General features: G+C 70.0%; 18 protein-coding genes. 11 read left to right on the top strand and 7 right to left on the bottom strand.

Going from position 1 to position 19,338, the window contains the following annotated elements:
* Positions 1-2: 2 nt before the first annotated feature.
* The 4 genes from J2853_RS02145 to glgX all read left to right on the top strand — a co-directional run bounded on the left by J2853_RS02145 (position 3) and on the right by glgX (position 6,421).
* A complete protein-coding gene (locus tag J2853_RS02145; RefSeq protein WP_307554372.1) occupies positions 3-1,451 on the top strand; it encodes an ankyrin repeat domain-containing protein in 1,449 nt (482 codons plus the stop codon).
* Positions 1,452-1,603: 152 nt separating this feature from the next.
* Complete coding sequence (locus tag J2853_RS02140) at positions 1,604-3,277, top strand: isovaleryl-CoA dehydrogenase (protein WP_307554370.1); 1,674 nt, start codon at positions 1,604-1,606, stop codon at positions 3,275-3,277.
* Positions 3,278-3,404: 127 nt separating this feature from the next.
* Entirely contained in the window at positions 3,405-3,833 is a 429-nt protein-coding gene (locus J2853_RS02135) for an OsmC family protein (protein WP_089206388.1), read from the top strand.
* A 416-nt stretch (positions 3,834-4,249) separates the two neighbouring features.
* Positions 4,250-6,421 carry a glycogen debranching protein GlgX gene (glgX, locus tag J2853_RS02130; RefSeq protein WP_307554367.1) on the top strand — a complete coding sequence of 724 codons (2,172 nt, stop codon included), beginning with the start codon at positions 4,250-4,252 and terminating at the stop codon, positions 6,419-6,421.
* Here glgX and J2853_RS02125 read toward each other — a convergent pair.
* The gene (locus J2853_RS02125; protein WP_307554365.1) at positions 6,393-6,821 is read right to left on the bottom strand and encodes a hypothetical protein; all 429 of its coding nucleotides are present in this window, start codon (positions 6,819-6,821) and stop codon (positions 6,393-6,395) included. The two genes, glgX and J2853_RS02125, sit on opposite strands and share 29 nt — an antisense overlap.
* 102 nt (positions 6,822-6,923) lie before the next feature.
* On the opposite strand from J2853_RS02125, the gene J2853_RS02120 reads away from it, so the two are divergent.
* From J2853_RS02120 to J2853_RS02110, 3 genes are all read left to right on the top strand, one after another.
* Positions 6,924-7,643, top strand: coding sequence for a pyrimidine reductase family protein (locus tag J2853_RS02120; RefSeq protein WP_307554363.1), 720 nt, complete (start codon positions 6,924-6,926; stop codon positions 7,641-7,643).
* 117 nt (positions 7,644-7,760) lie between these two features.
* Entirely contained in the window at positions 7,761-8,798 is a 1,038-nt protein-coding gene (locus tag J2853_RS02115) for an ATP-dependent DNA ligase (RefSeq protein ID WP_307554361.1), read from the top strand.
* 55 nt (positions 8,799-8,853) lie between these two features.
* Positions 8,854-9,222, top strand: coding sequence for a hypothetical protein (locus J2853_RS02110; RefSeq protein ID WP_307554359.1), 369 nt, complete (start codon positions 8,854-8,856; stop codon positions 9,220-9,222).
* 49 nt (positions 9,223-9,271) lie between these two features.
* On the opposite strand, the gene ligD is transcribed toward J2853_RS02110, so the two are convergent.
* Complete coding sequence (gene ligD / locus J2853_RS02105; protein WP_307554358.1) at positions 9,272-10,276, bottom strand: non-homologous end-joining DNA ligase; 1,005 nt, start codon at positions 10,274-10,276, stop codon at positions 9,272-9,274.
* A gap of 334 nt (positions 10,277-10,610) precedes the next feature.
* On the opposite strand from ligD, the gene msrB reads away from it, so the two are divergent.
* Positions 10,611-11,012: a peptide-methionine (R)-S-oxide reductase MsrB gene (gene msrB / locus J2853_RS02100; protein ID WP_307554357.1), complete on the top strand. Its 402-nt coding sequence runs from the start codon at positions 10,611-10,613 to the stop codon at positions 11,010-11,012.
* Positions 11,013-11,348: 336 nt separating this feature from the next.
* Here msrB and J2853_RS02095 read toward each other — a convergent pair whose 3' ends face one another.
* From J2853_RS02095 to hemG, 3 genes are all read right to left on the bottom strand, one after another.
* On the bottom strand, positions 11,349-11,987 hold the full coding sequence (locus J2853_RS02095; RefSeq protein WP_307554355.1) for a hypothetical protein: 639 nt from the start codon (positions 11,985-11,987) through the stop codon (positions 11,349-11,351).
* Positions 11,988-12,359: 372 nt separating this feature from the next.
* Positions 12,360-13,100, bottom strand: a complete 741-nt coding sequence (gene hemQ / locus J2853_RS02090; RefSeq protein WP_370879174.1) for a hydrogen peroxide-dependent heme synthase — start codon at positions 13,098-13,100, stop codon at positions 12,360-12,362.
* Complete coding sequence (gene hemG / locus J2853_RS02085; protein WP_307554351.1) at positions 13,064-14,506, bottom strand: protoporphyrinogen oxidase; 1,443 nt, start codon at positions 14,504-14,506, stop codon at positions 13,064-13,066. Before hemG ends, hemQ begins: the two co-directional genes overlap by 37 nt.
* A 131-nt stretch (positions 14,507-14,637) precedes the next feature.
* Between hemG and J2853_RS02080 the strand changes: the two genes are divergently transcribed.
* On the top strand, positions 14,638-15,630 hold the full coding sequence (locus tag J2853_RS02080) for a DUF4349 domain-containing protein (RefSeq protein WP_307554348.1): 993 nt from the start codon (positions 14,638-14,640) through the stop codon (positions 15,628-15,630).
* Between the two features lie 67 nt (positions 15,631-15,697).
* On the opposite strand, the gene hemE is transcribed toward J2853_RS02080, so the two are convergent.
* Both hemE and J2853_RS02070 read right to left on the bottom strand, forming a co-directional pair.
* Positions 15,698-16,735, bottom strand: coding sequence for a uroporphyrinogen decarboxylase (hemE, locus tag J2853_RS02075; RefSeq protein ID WP_307554346.1), 1,038 nt, complete (start codon positions 16,733-16,735; stop codon positions 15,698-15,700).
* A 420-nt stretch (positions 16,736-17,155) separates the two neighbouring features.
* Positions 17,156-17,281, bottom strand: coding sequence for a hypothetical protein (locus J2853_RS02070; RefSeq protein WP_307554344.1), 126 nt, complete (start codon positions 17,279-17,281; stop codon positions 17,156-17,158).
* A 138-nt stretch (positions 17,282-17,419) separates the two neighbouring features.
* Between J2853_RS02070 and J2853_RS02065 the strand changes: the two genes are divergently transcribed.
* Together J2853_RS02065 and J2853_RS02060 are read left to right on the top strand one after the other, a co-directional pair.
* Entirely contained in the window at positions 17,420-18,016 is a 597-nt protein-coding gene (locus J2853_RS02065; RefSeq protein ID WP_307554342.1) for a DUF3000 domain-containing protein, read from the top strand.
* On the top strand, positions 18,013-19,239 hold the full coding sequence (locus J2853_RS02060) for an HRDC domain-containing protein (RefSeq protein WP_307554340.1): 1,227 nt from the start codon (positions 18,013-18,015) through the stop codon (positions 19,237-19,239). Before J2853_RS02065 ends, J2853_RS02060 begins: the two co-directional genes overlap by 4 nt.
* Positions 19,240-19,338: the final 99 nt, after the last annotated feature.

Genomic DNA, 19,338 nt, shown 5'->3' with positions numbered 1-19,338 from the left:
ACATGTACCAAGAACTTCTGGACGCGGTGACGGGGAACGACGCCGAGCGGGTCGAGCACCTGCTCCAGAGCGGCACGAGCGCCGACCCCGACGGCGCGAACGAGACGACGGCGCTCTATCTGGCCTCGACGCGGGGCCGCCTGCCGGTCGTGCGCGCCCTCCTGGCCCACGGCGCCGACCCCAACCGGATCAGCGGGGGCGAGGACGAGGGGCTGCCCCTGTCCGGAGCCGCGGCGCTGGATCACACCGAGATCGTGGAGGCGCTGCTGGCCGCCGGCGCGGATCCGGCCGGCCGGGAGAGCGACGGGTGGAGCGCCCTGCTCTGGGCCGCCTCCAACGGCCAGGCCGACACGCTGCGGGTGCTCCTGGAGGCCGGAGCCGACGCCGAGGACGCCAACGAGAACGGTGAGACCGCGCTCACCCTGGCGGCCCGGCGCGGGGCCCTGGGCGCCGTGCGCGTGCTGCTGGAGGCGGGAGCCGACCCGGCCCGCCCGGACGGCGAGGGCGACACTCCGCTGATCATCGCAGGCGACTGGCTCGGCACCCAGCTGGAGAGCGCGCTGCTGGAGCAGCTCACCGAGCAGGCCCCCGAGGATTCCCAGTTCGTCATCGGCCGCACCCGCGCCAAGGACGGCACCGACCTGGTGACCGTCGCGGCCGTGGGTCCCGACGGGACCCGCACGGCCGAGCTCCAGTGCCAGCGCGGCCACGCGGCCATCGCGACCCTGCTGGAGGACGCGACGAACGAGCCGCAGCCGTTCGACGCCCTGGTCGAGCGGGCGCTGCCGTACCGGGACGTCGACGAGGAGGCCGAGACCTGGTGGACGGTGGCGAGCTCGCTGAGCAAGCGCGGTGACCAGGAGACCTTCGACGCGCTGACCCGGCTGAGCGTCAGCGAGGACCCGCGCAAGCGGGAGTTCGCCGTCGACGTGCTCGCCGAGTTCGGCTTCACCGAGGGCGAGAAGCCCTACCTGGAGGACACGCTGCCGGTCCTCCGGCGGATGGCGGCCACCGAGGGCGACGAGCGGGTGCTGCGCTCGGTGCTCGGCGCGCTCGGCCATCACGCCGACCCGCGGGCCCTGCCCGAGGTGCTGGAGATCATCACCGCCGACGGCTGGGTGCGCACCCAGGCCGACCCCGCCGCGCTGGCCGCCGTCCTGCCCCAGGGTCACGCCGAGGGGCTCGCGCTGCTCATCTCGATGACCGAGGACTCCGACGAGGAGGTGCGCGACTGGGCGACCATGGGGCTGGCGGGGCTGGCGGAGGACACCGAGCAGATCCGTGACGCGCTGGCCGCCCGGCTCGACGACGAGGACCTGAACACGGTGGCCGAGGCCACTCGCGGTCTGGCCGTCCGGGGCGACGCTCGCGCCCAGAGGGGCGCGGACCGCGTGCTCGCCGAGAGCGACGAGGACGACGACTACATCCGCGACCTGGTCAAGAACTCCTGACCCACCGGCGCCGGGCGGCCTCCGGCGATCACCGGCGTCATTTTCGTGAATCAGACGTCCGGGCTCCACGCCGGTGTGTGGAAGCGAGAAGAATGCTGAGATGGGTGACAGAACCCAATAAATGGTGCAGGTGAGTTCATCGGAGGCCGTACGTGACCCATGACGTCTTCAACCAGGCTCCCCCTCTCAGCGGTCACGACGTGTCCGCTGACGCCACGCTGGTGGCCGGTATGACGCGCGAGGGCGCCGGCTGGGCCACCGGCGAGTTGCACCGGCTCGGCATCCTCGCCGGGTCGGAGCAGGCCATCGAGTGGGGACGACTGGCGAACGAGCATCCGCCCGTCCTGCGCACCCACGACCGGTACGGCAGGCGGATCGACGAGGTCGAGTTCCACCCCGCCTGGCACGAGCTGATGACCGTCGCGGTCGAGAACGGCATGCACGCCACTCCCTGGTCGAGCCAGCGGCCGGGCTCGCACGTGGCCCGCGCGGCCAAGTTCTACGTCTGGAGCCAGGTCGAGTCGGGACACAGCTGCCCGATCTCGATGACCTACGCCTCGATCGCGGCGCTGCGCCACACTCCCGCGCTCGCCGCGGACTGGGAGCCCCTGCTGGCCTCCCGGAGCTACGATTTCGGGCTGCGCCCGCCGCTCGGCAAGCGCGGCGTGCTCGCCGGGATGGCGATGACCGAGAAGCAGGGCGGCTCCGACGTCCGCGCCGGCACCACCCGCGCCGAACCGCTGAGCGACGGCAGCTATGCCCTGACCGGGCACAAGTGGTTCAACTCCGCCCCGATGTGCGACGTGTTCCTGGTCCTCGCCCAAGCGCCTGGCGGGCTGTCGTGCTTCCTGCTCCCCCGGGTCCTGCCCGACGGCAGCCGCAACGCCATGCACCTGATGCGGTTGAAGGACAAGCTGGGCAACAGGTCCAACGCCAGCGCCGAGGTGGAGTACCACGGCGCGACCGCCTGGCTGGTGGGCGAGGAGGGCCGGGGGGTGCGGACCATCCTGGAGATGGTCAACCTGACGCGGCTCGACTGCGTGATCGGTTCCGCGGCCGGCATGCGGTACGGCGTGACGCAGGCCGTCCACCACGCCGCGCACCGGGGCGCGTTCGGCAGGAAACTGATCGACCAGCCCCTGATGCGCAACGTCCTGGCCGATCTGGTCCTGGAGTCGGAGGCCGCGACCGTCCTGATGACGAGGCTGGCCGGGGCCACCGATCGGGCCATCGCCGGAGACCAGGCCGAGAGCGCGCTGCGCCGTACCGCGCTGGCCGTCGGCAAGTACTGGGTGTGCAAGCGCGCCCCCGTCCACGCCGCCGAATCGCTGGAGTGCCTGGGCGGCAACGGTTACGTGGAGGAGTCGCAGATGCCCCGGCTGTTCCGCGAGTCGCCGCTGAACAGCATCTGGGAGGGCTCGGGGAACGTCGCGGCGCTGGACGTGCTGCGCGCCCTGGGCCGCGAGCCCGAGGCGCAGGAGGCGTTCCTCGCGGAGGTCTCGCTCGCGGCCGGCGCCGACCGGCGGCTGGACGACGCCGCCGACCGCCTGCGCAAGTCCCTTGGCGACGTCACCGACATCGAGGTCAGGGCCCGGCGCGTCGCCGAGGACATGGCCCTGGTCCTGCAGGGTTCCCTGCTCGTGCGCTTCGCGCCCCCGGCCGTCGCCGACGCCTTCTGCGTCTCCCGCCTGAGCGGCGAGTCGGGCCGCGCCTTCGGGACCCTGCCCGCCGGCCTGGACCTGGACGCCCTCATCGAACGGGCCGCGACCCACCCCTCCCCGGCGCCGCAGGGGGCGCTTTCGACGCCGCCGACGGGGCTTCGGTGACTCCTGCGGGCTCCTGTGACGGCCACCGCCGCCCCGGGACGGCAAAGGGGCTCCGGGGAGCGGCTCCGCGATCTCGGCGAGTAAGGTCGTGCATGGCTAACGCTTCGTGATCGAAAGGACAATCGCCATGGCGACGACACGCACCGCGACAACTCAGTGGAAGGGCGCGCTGCTCGACGGGTCGGGCACCGTCTCTCTGGACACCTCCGGAGTGGGCACGTTCGACGTGTCCTGGGCCTCGCGGGCCGAGCAGGCCAACGGCAAGACCTCCCCGGAGGAGCTCATCGCGGCGGCGCACTCCTCGTGCTTCTCGATGGCCCTGTCGCACGGGCTGGCTCAGGCGGGCACCCCGCCGCAGTCGGTGGAGACCAAGGCCGATGTGACCTTCCAGCCGGGTGAGGGCATCACCGGGATCGTCCTGTCGGTCCGCGCCCAGGTCGACGGCCTGTCGGCCGAGGACTTCCAGCAGGCGGCCGAGACGGCCAAGGCCAACTGCCCGGTGAGCAAGGCCCTCACCGGCACGACGATCACCCTCAACGCCGAACTGCTGAGCTGATCACCCTTTTCCGCGGCCACGCCTGCCCCATCCGGGCGGGCGTGGCCGTTCGGCGTCCTCCCCGGCTCTGAACCCGGGATCCCGGCTCGGGTCCTGGTCACCGGGCGTCGCGCTCAGTCACTTCGAACACATACACTCAGGCAACCCACGCCTCGCGGGCACGACCGTCGGGAAAGCCCGGGGCGACCGGCTCCGTGCGCGCGGCTGGGCCCACCTGTCCGAAGGCCGTCCGACCCGGCCACGCATCCGACGACAAGAGCAGGCAGTAAACGAAGACCCGCGGTACCTCGTGAGCTCCCCCGACGCAGCGGTAAGGCGAGGCAGATCAGTCTCGGCCTTCGAATTTTCCCGCTAAAAGGTGACAAGAGCGACAACATGCTGCACACGAGGGCCTAACTGGAGGAGAATAGGGCCACATGCGCGAAGTCTGGCCGGGAGAGCCGTATCCACTCGGTGGCACCTGGGATGGCGTGGGCACCAACTTCTCGGTGTTCTCCGAGGTGGCCGAGCGGGTCGAGCTGTGCCTTTTCGGGGATGACGGCAGCGAAGAACGCATTGACATGCCCGAGGTGGATGGCTTCGTCTGGCATGGCTTCTTCCCCGGGGTCATTCCGGGACAGCGGTACGGCTACCGCTTCCACGGCCCCTACGACCCTTCCCAGGGGCACAGGTCCAACCCCTCCAAGCTGCTCCTCGATCCCTACGCCAAGGCCATCGAGGGCGACCTGGAGTGGAACGAGGCGCTGTTCTCCTACCAGTTCACCGATCCGAGCAGCCGCAACAACGACGACACGGCCCCCTACATGCCGAAGAACGTGGTGGTCAACCCGTTCTTCGAGTGGGGCAACGACCGGCTGCCCCGCACGCCGTACCACCAGACCGTGATCTATGAGGCGCACGTGCGCGGGCTCACCATGCGCCACCCCGCCGTGCCCGAGGAGCAGCGCGGCACCTACGCGGGGCTGAGCCATCCGGCGGTCATCGACCACCTGCTGAGCCTGGGCGTCACCGCGGTCGAGCTGATGCCGGTGCACCAGTTCGTGCCCGAGCACGCGATGGTCGCCCGGGGCCTGACGAACTACTGGGGCTACAACACGATCGCCTACCTGGCCCCGCATGCCGCCTACTCCAGTTCGGGGCAGCGCGGCGAGCAGGTGCTGGAGTTCAAGGCGATGGTGCGGGCGCTGCACGAGGCCGGGATCGAGGTCATCCTCGACGTGGTCTACAACCACACGGCCGAGGGCGACCACATGGGGCCCACCCTGGCCTTCCGCGGCATCGACAACGCGGCCTACTACCGGCTGCACGACGGCGACCGGCGCTACTACCTCGACTACACCGGGTGCGGGAACTCCCTCAACGTCCGCTCGCCGCACGCACTGCAGCTCATCATGGACTCCCTGCGCTACTGGGTCCTGGAGATGCACGTCGACGGGTTCCGATTCGACCTGGCCGCCGCCCTCGCCCGCGAGCTGCACGACGTCGACCGGCTGAGCGCGTTCTTCGACCTGATCCAGCAGGACCCGGTGATCTCCCAGGTGAAGCTGATCGCCGAGCCGTGGGACGTGGGGCCCGGCGGCTACCAGGTCGGCAACTTCCCGCCCCTCTGGACGGAGTGGAACGGGAAATATCGCGACAGCGTACGAGATTTCTGGCGTGGGAACGGGTCCGCGCTGCCCGAGTTCGCCTCCCGGCTGACCGGATCCGCCGACCTCTACGCCCTCTCCGGCCGCCGTCCCGTGGCCTCCATCAACTTCGTCACCTGTCACGACGGATTCACGCTGAACGACCTGGTCTCCTACGACCGCAAGCACAACGAGGCCAACGGGGAGAACAACCGCGACGGCACCGACGACAACCGGTCGTGGAACTGCGGGGCCGAGGGACCGGTGGAGGACCCGGAGATCGTGCGCCTGCGCCGGCGCCAGCGCCGCAACTTCCTGGCCACCCTGTTCCTCTCCCAGGGCGTGCCGATGCTGCTGGCGGGCGACGAGTTCGGCCGGACCCAGAAGGGCAACAACAACGCCTACTGCCAGGACAACGAGATCTCCTGGATCGACTGGTCGCTGGCCAAGACCGAGGAAGACCTCCTCGACTTCGTCAGGATCCTGTCCAAGCTGCGGCGCAGGCACCCGGTCTTCCAGCGGCGCCGGTTCTTCCACGGCCGCAAGGCCGAGGACGGCACGCGCGACATCGTCTGGCTCACCCCCGCCGGGGAGGAGATGTCCGCCTCCGACTGGCACACCGGCTACGCCAAGTCACTGGTCGTCTTCCTGAACGGCGACGCCATCACCGAACCGGGCCCGCGCGGCGAGCAGATCGTGGACGACTCGTTCCTGCTTCTGATCAACGCCCATCACGAGGACATGACCTTCACCCTTCCCGAGGCGAGATACGGGAAGAAGTGGCAGATCGTGCTGGACACCGCGAACGAGACGCCCAGGGACCACCCGCTCGCCGACGTGTTCTGGCAGCCGGAAACCGCGGTCGAGGTGACCTCGCGCTCCATACAGATCCTTCACTGCTCCAGGATCCACGGGGCGTCACCGGACTTCGGGTCTAGGCTCCGGACGCGACCGCGGCGGTGAGCAGCACCAGGACGAACGTCGTCAGCCCGGCCGCGCCGTGCAGCAGGACCGCGATCATGGGGAACCGCTGTTCGGCGCCGCGGGCGTGACGGCCGCCGCCCAGCCAGCGGGTGAACATGGTGAAGCCCAGGAGCACCGACGTCACGAGCACCCCGAACGACAGCCACGCGAGAAAGCGCTCGAAGGTGAGCACGTAGGCGACCCAGCAGGCCAGCGCGGAGACCGCCAGGACCGGATGCGCGAGGATCAGCAGGGTGGGGAACCGGGTGACCTTCGTCGCCTGCTGGCGCAGACCTCCCCCGGAGATCCACAGGTAGAGCAGGTATAACCCCGCCATCGCAGTGATCAACCACGTCACGATCGCGACCAGCCCCACACAGCCCTCCAGGTCTCCAGTCACGAATCATGTAACGAGAGTCATCAGAAGTCACTAGAAGCGTCGAATCCGTTATCGACCGTGCTGGAAAACGCACACGGATCGCCACTGTGTCAAAGTGTGTGGATGCGCCTCATCCATCCTGCGAGTTCAGGCGACGTCGACCTGCCGCGCGTCTACGCCTACCCCGACGGTCCGTGCGTCCGGGTCAACATGGTGGCCAGCGCCGACGGCGGGACCTGGCTGAAGGGCCTGTCCGGCGGTCTGTCCGGCGGGGGCGACCGGCAGATCTTCGGGGTGCTGCGCGGGCTGGCCGACGTCGTCGTGGCAGGAGCGGCGACCGTGCGGACCGAGGGGTACGGCCCGGTCCGGCCGAGAGAGTCGTGGCGCCCCCTTAGAGAGGGCCGCACGGCCGTTCCCCCGGTGGCCGTGATCACCCGGCGGCTCGACCTGGACCTGACCGGCCCGCTGTTCGCCGAGGCGGAGCCGTACGCCCGGACGATCGTCATCACCTGTGAGGCGGCGCCCCGCGAACGACGTCAGGAGGCGGCCGAGCGCGCCGAGGTGATCGTGGCCGGGGGCGATCGGGTGGATCTGCCGCTGGCGATGAAGGAACTCGGTGACCGCGGCCTGAAGCGGGTGCTGTGCGAGGGCGGCTCCAAGATCAACGGCCAGCTCTCCACGGCCGGCCTGATCGACGAGCTCTGCCTCACGGTGAGCCCGATCCTGATCGGCGGAGACGCCTCCCGCATCCTCAACGGCCCGGCCTCGCTCACCCACCTCAGCCTGGTCCACGTCCTGGAGGAGGAGGGGTTCCTCTTCGTCAAGTACGCCCGGGAGTCCTAGAACCGTCACCGGCCACGCCCGGAGACCCTCCCGCCGGCCGGGTGAGGCCGTACCGGATCATCAGACCGCACGGCGAGAGAACACCCATGGCGAACGTCCTTCGGACAGGATGAGGGGGTGAACCTGCCGATAGCACCGCCGGTGGCCCCGATGCTGGCCAAACCCGTCAAGGTCCTGCCCGCGCAGGACGGCACGCTCCTCTACGAACCCAAGTGGGACGGTTTCCGGTGCGTCGCGTTCCGCGACGGGGACGAGGTCTATCTCGGCAGCCGCAACGAACGACCTTTCACCCGCTATTTCCCCGAACTGGTCGAGGCGGTGAGAGCGGAGCTGCCCGACCGGGTGGTGGTGGACGGGGAGATCGTCATCCGCGGCGGCCAGGTGCTCGACTTCGAGGCGCTGCAGCAACGCATCCACCCCGCCGCCTCCCGGGTGAGGCTGCTGGCCGAGCAGACCCCGGCGTCGTTCGTCGCCTTCGACCTGCTGGCTCTGGGACAGGAGTCCCTGATGGACGTCCCGTTCTCCGCGCGCCGCGAGCGACTGGAGTCGATCTTCGGCGGAGCCGGTGACGCGGTGCGGCTGACGCCGGTCACGACGTCCGAGGAACAGGCGGCCGGGTGGTTCGAGACGTTCGAGGGCGCGGGGCTGGACGGCCTCGTGGTCAAGTCCGGCGGCCTGCCGTACCAGCCGGACAAGAGGGTGATGCTCAAGGTCAAACACGAACGCACCGCCGACGTCGTGGTGGCGGGATACCGGGAGCACAAGTCGGGCCCGGTGGTCGGGTCCCTGCTTCTGGGGCTCTACGACGCGCAGGGCGTGCTCCGCCATGTCGGTGTGGCGGCCTCGTTCTCGATGAGGCGCCGGGCCGAGATGGTCGAGGAGCTCGCTCCCTACGTGAGCCACGACCCTCACCCCTGGAGTGCCGAGTCCCTGCCCGGCGCGCTCTCCAAGTGGAGCGCCTCCAAGGATCTGTCGTTCGTGCCCATGCGGCCGGAGCTGGTGATCGAGGTCGCCTACGACCACATGGAGGGACACCGCTTCCGCCACACCGCCCAGTTCCGCCGCCCGCGCCCGGACCGCACCCCCGAGTCGTGCACCTTCGAACAGCTCGAACATCCGGTGTCCTACGACCTGGACGACATCCTGGCCCGCTGAGACCTCATTCGCACGGACGATGGACAGAGCCGCAAAGAAGCGATATATCTCGACTATGGCACGATCACCCTCCTCCGGCGACGAGTTACGCGCCTCGCTCGCGGCCCGCCGAGACCTCGGACCCGACTACGAAGACTCCCTCGTCGAGGGTTTCCTGGAGAAGATGGACCAGGAGATCGACAGGCGGGTGGACGACCGGGTCGCCGCCCGCGTCCGCAAGGAGAGCCCCGCGGTCCGGCCCTCCGTGGACGCCGGCCAGCGGCTGGCGCTGGCGATCATCTCTCTCGGTCTCGGCGTGCCCGGGACGATAGCCATATCCTTCAGCGATCTGAGCGGCCCGTTCCTCGGGTTCGTGCTCGTGCTCCTGTGGGTCGGCATCCTCGGGGTGAACGCGTCCTTCACCCTCGGGCGGCGCCACCGGTAAGGCCGGCGTCACCGCTCCCGGGCCGGCCGAGACGGGGCGCCGGCGCCGTTCACTGCGGATCGTGCCGGGCCTTGCTGGGCTGGACCCGCTTGGGCTCACCGGGCATTTTTGGGTAGTTCGGCGGATAGGGCATGTCCTGCCGGCCGTCGCGCTCGAACCACTCCAGCAGGAGCTCGATCGAGAAGGCCCGATCGTCGATCGCGGCGTGCACGTCTCCCAGCTTCGCGAACCTGGCGGGGACCGTACGGATGTCGAAGTCGCGCGGGTCGGCGTCCGCGAGCTCGTTCCAGGTGAGCGGCGTGGAGACCGGGGCGTGCGGCTTGGCCCTCACCGAGTAGGCGCTGGCCACGGTCCGGTCGCGGGCGTTCTGGTTGTAGTCGATGAAGACCCGCTCTCCCCGCTCCTCCTTCCACCACGCGGTGGTGGCCAGGCCGGGCACGCGGCGCTCCACCTCCCGGGCGAGGGCGATCCCGGCGTAGCGCACCTCGGTGAAGTCCCAGCGCGGCTCGATCCGCACGTTGATGTGGATTCCCCGGCCACCCGAGGTCTTGACGAAACCGGTGATCCCGAGCTCGCCGAGGACCTCGTGGGCCGCGAAGGCCACCCGGCGCGCCTCGTCGAAACCGGTGCCGGGCTGCGGGTCGAGGTCGATGCGCAGCTCGTCGGGATGGTCCACGTCGGAGGCCCGGACCTGCCAGGGGTGGAAGTCGATGGTCGCCAGGTTCGCGCAGTAGGCGATGGTGGCGACCTCGGTCACCTGGATCGCCTCGGCGGTGCGCCCGCTGGGAAAGCGGATCTCGACCGTCTCCAGCCAGTCGGGACGCTTGACGGGAGCGCGCTTCTGGTAGATCGCCTCGCCCTCCACGCCGTCCGGATGACGCTTGAGGTGGGTGGGCCGGTCGTACAGGGCACGCAGGGCGCCTTCACCCACGCCGAGGTAGTACTCGACCAGTTCTCGCTTGGTCCCCCCGATTTCCGGAAAGTAGATCTTGTCAGGGTTCGTGACCTTGACGACCCTGTCCCCTACCGTGAACTCGATGTAAGGCGACGCCATACCCGAACCGTACTCTTGCCGGGGCAGGTCCGTCCCGGAGCCGCCGCGGCGGCGGGACCGGGCACTCAACGGGACGGACCGTACGACCACCTGTCGCACTCCGGTTCCAGGCGCTGGCGCGCCACCTGGCCGGTGGCATTCTCGGCCGTTCCACAGCCTGTGGGACGGTCGGACAGATGGCCTCACCCCTCAGATGGAAGGCAAAATCACCCTCCACACCTATAAAGACGCAAAATCGGCTATAAATGGATGCTTCACCCTTCAAGATCTTTTTCGGTCATCCGGCCCGGATCCCGCCCATCGGAACGCTCCCGCGACCGCATAGGCTTAAGAAATGGACAAGGTGGTCAAGAGCGACGCCGAATGGCGTGTCGAGCTCTCTCCCGAAGAGTTTCGCGTTCTCCGCCAGGCGGGCACCGAGCCCGCCTTCACCGGGGAGTACGTCGACACCAAGACCGAAGGCGTCTACAGCTGCCGGGCCTGCGGCGCCGAACTGTTCCGATCGGACACCAAGTTCGAGAGCCACTGTGGCTGGCCGAGCTTCTACGAGCCGTCGGAATCCCAGACGGTGACGCTGATCGAGGATCGCTCGTTCGGCATGACCCGCGTCGAGGTCCGGTGCGCGGCCTGCGACTCCCATCTCGGCCACGTCTTCCACGGCGAGGGCTACGCCACACCCACCGACGACCGCTACTGCATCAACTCCGTCTCGCTGAGGCTGGAACCCGTCAAGTAGGCACCGGATCCCACGATCTCCCGCGACCCCCGTCGGCGAAAAGCCGATGGGGCGTCGCACCGCCGGGCGAGGTTAACGAGGGGCCGGGAAGGGCACAGCAAAATCACGCATGGTATGCGGTCGTCTCCGCAGCGTATTTTGCCTCAGGAGCCCCTCAAGGAGCCCCCGTGCATTTCCGCCACAGATGGGAGATCATCGAGACCATCGGCCGGGTGATCACTCAGCGTTGCGCGATCTGCGGCAAGACCCGAGTCCGGGTGACCTGACCGGCCACGATGATCACTACCTCAGACCACGAGTCTCGGCTCTCGCCGTTTCTCCGCTTCGGAACGCTCGTCATTTCCCCGGTTCGGGATAGGTGACCCGGCAGTCGGAGTCGTCCGGGCCGAGGATGTTGGCCAGCACGGGATTGCCGTTCTCCCCGAACTCCGCCTGGACGAAGACCACGGGGTTGAGCCTGCCGAGCTCTCCGACGAGATAGTCGCGCCCCGCCTCGCAGAGCTTGATCGCCTGCTTCGAGTTGTCCGCCGAATCAGGTAGATCCGTATAGATCCTGAGGTAACCGCCGACGATCCGGATGTCCTTGACCCGCTTGGTCTCCTTGCGCTTCTCGAAGTAGGCGACCGCGTCCTTGTCGGTGTGCTTGGACGGCCCCGCGGCCTCGTCCTCGTTCACCCGCCGCTTCCTGTCGGCACTCGCGGACGGCTTCGCCTTCCCCTGGTCCTCCTTGTCCAGCTCGCCGGCCGCCACCGGACCTCCCCCGACCGCCTTCGGCGGGGCGGACGACGCCACCGGAGGCGCCGCGTCCGCGTTGGCCACCCCCGCCTCCCGCTCCGGCGTGTCTCCCCGCAACCAGGGTCCCCCCAGGACCAGACCGGCGACCGCCATCGCGGCCGCCCCCACCGAGACCTCAAGAACCCATGACCGTGACTTCTTCCTACGGCGTCCGCGCGCGCGCCCTGTGGACCGTGCCAAGCCTTCGCCCCTTTTCACCCTTGGCTTCTTCATAAAGCAGGTGATTTCCCTGAGTATGACAAAACCTAGGGATGGTATGGGCGTTTCATCGGATTATCTTCGAGTGACATCCCCCACGAGGACACCACCCGTACCTCGGGAAACATCGCCCCCGCCCCTCACAGGGCACCGGGTCCGCGGGTCCGGCGGGGTCCTGCGAGCGGACGGCCGGCCGGGTCGAACACCCGGCGCCGGCGCGGTGGACGCCGGTCGGCACCGGGGGCGACGAGGCCGGTGTGGCCGCCCGGACGGGCCGCAGCCGACGGCGGTCGGGTGACCGCCGTCCGCCCGGACGGGACCCGGCACGGCGTGCCCCGGCCGGTGGCCCGCCTGCTACGGCAGGGCGGCGACCAGCTCGCTGACCGGTTTCCTGACCCCCGTGTAGAAGGGGGTCTCCTCCCGGGTGTGCCGCCGGGCCTCGGCGGCGCGCAGGGTGCGCATCAGGTCGACGATGCGGTGCAGCTCGTCGGCCTCGAACGCCAGCATCCACTCATAGTCGTTCAGGGAGAAACAGGCGACGGTGTTGGCCCGGACGTCGGGGTAGTCACGAGCCATCTTGCCGTGCTCGGCGAGCATCCTGCGGCGGTCGGCGTCGTCCAGGAGATACCACTCAAGGGAGCGCACGAACGGGTAGACGCTCACGTAGGCGCGCGCCTCCTCCTCGGCCAGGAAGGCCGGGATGTGCGACTTGTTGAACTCGGCGGGGCGGTGCAGCGCCATCGCCGACCAGACCGGCTCGGTCAGCCGTCCCAGGCCGGTGCGGCGGAAACGGGAGTAGGTCTCCTGCAGGTCCTCGGCCGTCGGCGCGTGCCACCAGAACATGAAGTCGGCGTCGGCGCGGAACCCGGCCACGTCGTACAGGCCGCGGGTGACCACGTCCTTCTCCGCCATCTGGGCCATCAGGTCCTCAACCTCGTCGGCGATGCCCTCACGGTGTCCCGGGCACGGCTCGCTCAGCTTGAAGACCGACCACATCGTGTAGCGGATCACCTGGTTCAGGTCACGTGCCTTGGGCCGTGCGTTCCCGTCCGTCGTCCTCACCCCTTCGTCAGCGAATCGGATTCTTGCTGCCATTCTCCCGCCGGATCCAAGTGCTCCAGAATCCGGGCCGCCGCGGTGCGGGCGGTGGAGATACAGGCGGGAATGCCGAGGCCATCGTATGCGGCCCCGCACAGGGCCAGGCCGGGCGCGGCGGCGACGGCCGCGCGGATGCGGGCGACCCGGTCGAGGTGACCCACGTCGTACTGCGGCAGGGAGCCGCCCCAGCGGGTCACCCGGGAGTCTCGGGGCAGCCCCCGCACACCCATGACCTCGACCATCTCGGCCATCGCCAGCGCGACCAGCTCGGCGTCGTCGCGCTGGAGCACGGCCTCCTCGCCGATCCGGCCGATCGAGCAGCGCAGCAGGATCAGGCCGGAATCGGTCTCGGTCAGGTGCGGCCACTTGACCGAGCTGAAGGTGACGGCCTTGATCGCCCGCCCGTCGACGGGCGGGACCAGGTAACCGCTGCCGGTCGGCGGCTCGGGGAACGCCTCACGCGGGTAGGCGAGGGTGACGATGGCCATGCTGGCGTACTCGATCCTGGCCAGCTCGGCGGAGGCCTGCGGCACCTCCGCGGCGAGCAGGCGGCTCGCCGCGGGACCCGGGGTGGCGACGATCACCGCGTCGGCCTCGATGACCTCCGGTTCGGGCACCGATCCGGCCACCAGCCGCCAGCCGCCCTCGGTCCGCCGCATCTCCCTGACCATGACCCCGGTCCTGATCTCCGCGCCCGAGGCGGCGGCCACGGCCTCCGGCAGGCTTCCCATCCCCTGCCGCAGGGTGGTGAAGACGGGCCCGGCGTCCTTGGGCGCCTCGGCGGCGATCTCCCGCGCCGCGTTGAGCAGCGACCTCTCGGACCTGGCCGCGATGGCGATCCGCGGCATCGTCGCGTCCAGCGACAGCCTCTCGGCCCTACCGGCGTAGACACCGCCGAGCAGCGGCTCGATCAGGCGCTCGACCACCTCGGAGCCCATCCTGGCGCCGATGTAGGCGGCCACCGACACGTCGGTGGTGACGCGCGTCTCCGGGAGGACCTGGTCGAGCGGCACCCGGGCCAGGCCGCCGAGGCTGAGGATGCCCGACTTGGCCAGCGTCGCCACGTCCGACGGGACGCCCATGACGTGCCCCTTGGGCATCGACCGCAGCGTGCCCCGGCTCAGGATGCCCGCCTGGGTGGTGCCGGGGAGCCGTAACTCCTCGCCCAGGCCGACCATCCGGGCCAGGTCCTTGCCCTCGGGTCGCCGGGCGAGCATCGCCTCGGCCCCCGCGTCCATCGAGACTCCCGCGACCTCTGTGGCGTGGAGCTTGCCGCCGATCCGCCCGGCTCCGTCGAGGACGGTCACCCGGACGCGCTCGCCGCCCTGCCGCAGGTACCACGCGGCGGCCAGCCCGGCGATCCCGCCGCCGACGACCACCACATGCCACCGGTTGCCTTCCATGACTCCGACCGTACCGTCACCCACGCGTGGTCGTGTGTCCCCCCGCCCCCGTGACCCGGCGGCACGGAGAACGTGACGTCATCGTGACTGCCTGTCTCAAACCTCGCCGCCGCCGGACCCGTCACAAGGGCATGAACAGATTCCGGTACGGCCCGCGCCTGGCGATCCCCCTCGCCGCCCTGGTGTTGTCGGTGTCCGCCTGCGGGAGCTCGGAGAATCCCACGAGCGGGGATTCGGCCCCCGCCCCGGCGGCGGCACAGGACGCCGGGGCGAACACGGCCGGCGGCGCCGTCGCGGAGTCCCAGACCGCGCGGGCACAGGCCTCCGAAGGCGGGACCGACCCGTCGAAGACCGGCCGGGTGCAGGTGGTCCCGCAGGACCGGGCGATCGTCTACACGGCGGAGATGACGGTCAGGGCCAAGGACGTCACCGTGGCGGCCGACAAGGCCCGGCGGCTCGTCACCACCGCGGGCGGCTACCTGGCCATGGAGAAGTCGGGCTCCTTCTCCGGCGGCGAAGGCTCCGCGACGCTGGTCTTCAAGATCCCGCCCGGGGCCTATCCCGGCGCCGTCGACCGGCTGGGCAAGGATCTCGGCACGCGCGAGTCGCTGCAGCAGAACACCGAGGACGTCACCGAGCAGGTGGCCGACGTGGAGAGCCGCCTGAAGTCGGCGAAGGCCGCCCTGGACTCGCTGCGCACCCTGATGAAGAGGGCCGAGACGATCGGCCAGGTGCTGGAGGTCGAGCGGGAGGTCTCCAACCGCGAGAGCGAGCTGGAGTCCCTCCAGGCCAGGCAGAAGTCCCTGGCCTCGCAGACGAGCATGGCGACGCTGACCCTGAACCTGGTCGGCCCGGCGGCCGTGATCCCCGAGGTCGAGGAGGAGTCGTCGGGCTTCCTCGCCGGGCTCGAGGCGGGCTGGAACGGCTTCGTCACGACCGTCAAGGTCGTCCTGACCGTCCTGGGCGCGTTGCTCCCCTGGCTGATCGTGATCGTGCCCGTCTGGTTGCTGGTGGCCTTCGTGCTCCGCCGTAACCGGAGGAACGCGCCGCCGGCGCGGCCCGTCCGCCCCCACGAGTCCGAGGACGAGGACGAGGACGAGGCGGTTCCGTACGAACGGCCCTAGCCCGCCCCCGCCTCCGGCGCCCCCGAGCCGGGAACGGGCCGCCGGAGGCGCGGAGCCGGCGGGCGGGTCAGCGGGCGGAGGCCTCGTGCACGAAGTCCGTGAGGCGGGCGAGCTGGTCGGGGTCGGTGCTGGGCAGCACGCCGTGGCCGAGGTTGAAGACGTGACCCTCGGCCTTGGCCGCGCGGGTGAGGATGTCGCTCGCGCGGCGTTCGACGACCTCCCAGGGGGCGAACAGGATCGTCGGGTCCATGTTGCCCTGCAGCGCCTTGTCCGGGCCGACCCGCCGGGCGGCCTCGTCGAGCGGGACCCGCCAGTCGACGCCGACCACGTCGGCCCCGGCCTCGCCGAGCAGGCCGAGCAGCTCGCCGGTGCCGACGCCGAAGTGGATGCGCGGGGCGTCCAGCTCGGCCAGGCCCGCGAAGATGCGGCTGGTGTAGGGGAGGACGAACTCCCGGTAGTCGTCGGGCGACACGGCGCCGACCCAGGAGTCGAAGAGCTGGACGGCGGAGGCCCCGGCGGCGAGCTGGACGCGCAGGAACCCGAGGGTGATCTCGGTCAGCCGGTCCATCATGGCGTGCCACAGTCGCGGCTCGCCGTACATCATGGCCTTGGTGTGGTCGTGGTTCTTGGAGGGGCCGCCCTCGATCAGGTAGGACGCCAGGGTGAACGGCGCGCCCGCGAAGCCGATGAGCGGGGTCGCTCCCAGCTCCTTCGTCAGCGCCTGGACGGCCTCGCTGACGTAGGAGACGTCGTCGGGCTCGATCGGGCGCAGGACCTCGAGCGCGGCGGCGTCCCTGATCGGGGCGGCCACCACCGGGCCGATCCCGGGCTTGATGTCGAGATCGACGCCGATCGCCTTGAGCGGGACCACGATGTCGCTGAAGAGGATGGCCGCGTCCACGCCGTAACGACGGACCGGCTGCATCGTGACCTCCACGACCAGGTCCGGGGTGGCGCAGGCGGTGAGCATCGGCACGCCTTCGCGCAACGCCCGGTACTCGGGCAGCGAACGGCCCGCCTGACGCATGAACCACACGGGCGTGTGGGAGACGGGCTCGCGGCGGCAGGCGCGCAGGAACGGAGAATCGGCAAGCTCGGGAGTCACCCCCCCAGAGTGCCATGTCAGGGGCTCGGTCCGCTCACCAAGGCCGTTGACCGGCGCATCGAGTACGAAATCACCAGTTATTCGATGAGATTGCACCTAACAACACCCAGACAGTTTCAAGTACCGATAATGATCGCGTCTTACCGGTTTGGAGTACTTCGTCCTCCAAAACCCGATGTCAACACGCCTTAGGCGGTGCCAGACGGCACGACACGATCATGTTTCCGGGTACAGTTCCTCCCATTGGGGAATCTGTGCCAGCCCCCAGCTGGTCCAAATGTTCACCAAGTCACCGCGCGGCATCGATTCCCGCACCACTTTCGGGACACGCCGAGCACGCTGCGCGGAAATGTCGGCGCGACGTGCCAACGTCGGACCACGACCCGACGAAAGGCCCGTGCGATGTCCACAATGTGGAGTTCACCTGAACGTCGCGGTGAGCGCTGTGCTTCCTGTGCCGGCGAGCGGGTTTTCGAGCAACCACCCTGTCTCGACGACCACCGACCGGGCGAACGCCCCGAACGGACCTGCGTCGAGTGCGGTCACGCGCTCCTTTCGGGAGCCTCCCCAGGCGGGGGCGCATTCGCCTCCCGCAGGTCGATGGCATCGGCTTGATCGGCTCTCATGGCTCCTACACGCACCCCAGTGGTCCCCATGCACTCAGTTTCGACCTACTCTTCCGATATGACCCTCGGTGATGCGCCGCCCGCTCCCGCCGCCTTCCGGCGTGCGGCGGCCAGCATGCGCCCTGTGGAGGTCAGACCGGAGATCGAGCTGGAGGACATCCCGGCGCCGCAGCGCCTGGCCCCCTACTCGGCCGCCATCGGCGCCTCCGTCTATCGTGACGACGACGAGCTCGCGGTCGGCCGCCTCATCCTGCTCTTCGACCCGGACGGCCAGCGCGGCTGGGACGGCCAGTTCCGCCTCGTCGCCTACGTCCGGGCCGACATGGAGCCCGAGATCACCGAAGACCCGCTGCTCGGCCCCGTCGCGTGGAGCTGGCTCACCGAGGCGCTGGAAGCACACGACGCCGGCTACACCGCCGCCGGAGGCACCGTCACCAGAGCGGTCTCCGAGGGATTCGGCAACAAAGCCGAAGATCCGGTGACCACGGAGCTCGAACTGCGCGCCTCCTGGTCTCCGCTGCAGGAAGACCTCTCCGGGCACGTCGCGGCCTGGTGCGACCTGATGTGCCTGGCGGCCGGCATACCACCCCTGCCCCCCGACGTGACGGCACTGCCGTCTCGTCGCCGCGAGGATCCGGAGCCCTTCCGAACGTGACCGACGAGACGACCGTAGTCCCGCTGCTGGAGCCCCGAGACGGAATCCCACCGGTCATCGAGAGCCCAGCCGACCTCGCGCGCGTCGTGCGCGCCTTCGCCGAGGGCACCGGCCCCGTCGCGGTGGACGCCGAGCGCGCCTCCGGCTACCGCTACAGCGGCCGTGCCTACCTGGTGCAGCTGCGCCGCGTCGGCGCGGGCAGCGCTCTGATCGATCCGATCCACTGCCCGGATCTGTCGGAGCTCGACACCGCACTGGCCGACGCCGAGATCGTTCTGCACGCGGCCTCCCAGGACCTGCCGTGCCTGGCCGAGCTGAACTTCCGTCCGCGTGAGCTGTTCGACACCGAGCTGGCCGGCCGGCTGCTCGGCTACGAGCGGGTCGGGCTCGGCCTGATGGTGGAGAACGTCCTCGGGCTCAAACTGGAGAAGGGCCACTCGGCCGCCGACTGGTCCACCCGTCCGCTGCCGGAAGACTGGCTGCGCTACGCGGCACTCGACGTCGAGGTCCTGATCGAGCTCCGCGACATCCTCTACGAGGAGCTGAAGGACAGCGGGAAGCTGGCCTGGGCGCAGGAGGAGTTCGCCGCCGTACTGGCCTACAAGTCCCCCGGCCCGCGCTCCGACCCGTGGCGGCGCACCTCCGGAATACACAAGGTCCGCTCATTACGCGGGCTGGCCGTGGTCCGGGAGCTGTGGACGCTCCGCGACGAGTTCGCCCGCGAGTCGGACGTCGCCCCCGGACGGGTCCTGCCCGACGCGGCGATCGTCTCCGCCGCCCTGGAGATGCCCCGCACCACCAAGGCGCTCACCGACATCGCCCCGTTCACCGGCCGCAGTGCCCGCCGGCACCTGCGCGAGTGGCTGGCCGCCGTCGCCGCGGCGCGGGCGCTGCCGGACTCGGAGCTCCCCCAGCCCAGCGCGGCGGGTGACGGACCGCCGCCCGCCAACCGGTGGATGGATCGCGATCCCGTGGCCGCCCGGAGGCTGGCCGCCGCCAGGGCCGTGGTGGCCGCGCTCGCCGACGAGCACCACATGCCGACCGAGAACCTCATCCAGCCCGACTCCGTGCGCCGCCTGACCTGGGAGCCCCCCTCGACCATCGACGACGAGACCGTCGCCGACCGGCTCCGCGAACTCGGGGCCCGGGAGTGGCAGATCGAGCTGACCGCGCATCCGATGGCCAAGGCCCTCATCCGCCTGGCGACCAAGGGCGAGGCCTGATCGGTCCGGCCGCGGTGATCCGCCTTCTCGGCCCGCGCGGATCCTTTACAAAGTAGATCAATGGGTGCGCCCGGACCGGCGCCCGCCGGACCGGGCGCC

This window comes from Streptosporangium lutulentum, from assembly GCF_030811455.1.
Classification (GTDB): Bacteria; Actinomycetota; Actinomycetes; order Streptosporangiales; family Streptosporangiaceae; genus Streptosporangium; species Streptosporangium lutulentum.
Note: the sequence above shows the minus strand (reverse complement) of the source record. Positions and strands in the feature narration are given on the sequence as shown.

What these genes read in the sequence shown, in the direction of transcription:
- J2853_RS02145 (WP_307554372.1), top strand. Translation starts at nt 3, where the DNA reads ATGTACCAAGAACTTCTGGACGCGGTGACGGGGAACGACGCCGAGCGG.
- J2853_RS02135 (WP_089206388.1), top strand. Translation starts at nt 3,405, where the DNA reads ATGGCGACGACACGCACCGCGACAACTCAGTGGAAGGGCGCGCTGCTC.
- glgX (WP_307554367.1), top strand. Translation starts at nt 4,250, where the DNA reads ATGCGCGAAGTCTGGCCGGGAGAGCCGTATCCACTCGGTGGCACCTGG.
- J2853_RS02120 (WP_307554363.1), top strand. Translation starts at nt 6,924, where the DNA reads ATGCGCCTCATCCATCCTGCGAGTTCAGGCGACGTCGACCTGCCGCGC.
- J2853_RS02110 (WP_307554359.1), top strand. Translation starts at nt 8,854, where the DNA reads ATGGCACGATCACCCTCCTCCGGCGACGAGTTACGCGCCTCGCTCGCG.
- ligD (WP_307554358.1), bottom strand. Translation starts at nt 10,276, where the DNA reads ATGGCGTCGCCTTACATCGAGTTCACGGTAGGGGACAGGGTCGTCAAG.
- msrB (WP_307554357.1), top strand. Translation starts at nt 10,611, where the DNA reads ATGGACAAGGTGGTCAAGAGCGACGCCGAATGGCGTGTCGAGCTCTCT.
- hemQ (WP_370879174.1), bottom strand. Translation starts at nt 13,100, where the DNA reads ATGGCAGCAAGAATCCGATTCGCTGACGAAGGGGTGAGGACGACGGAC.
- hemG (WP_307554351.1), bottom strand. Translation starts at nt 14,506, where the DNA reads ATGGAAGGCAACCGGTGGCATGTGGTGGTCGTCGGCGGCGGGATCGCC.
- J2853_RS02080 (WP_307554348.1), top strand. Translation starts at nt 14,638, where the DNA reads ATGAACAGATTCCGGTACGGCCCGCGCCTGGCGATCCCCCTCGCCGCC.
- J2853_RS02065 (WP_307554342.1), top strand. Translation starts at nt 17,420, where the DNA reads ATGACCCTCGGTGATGCGCCGCCCGCTCCCGCCGCCTTCCGGCGTGCG.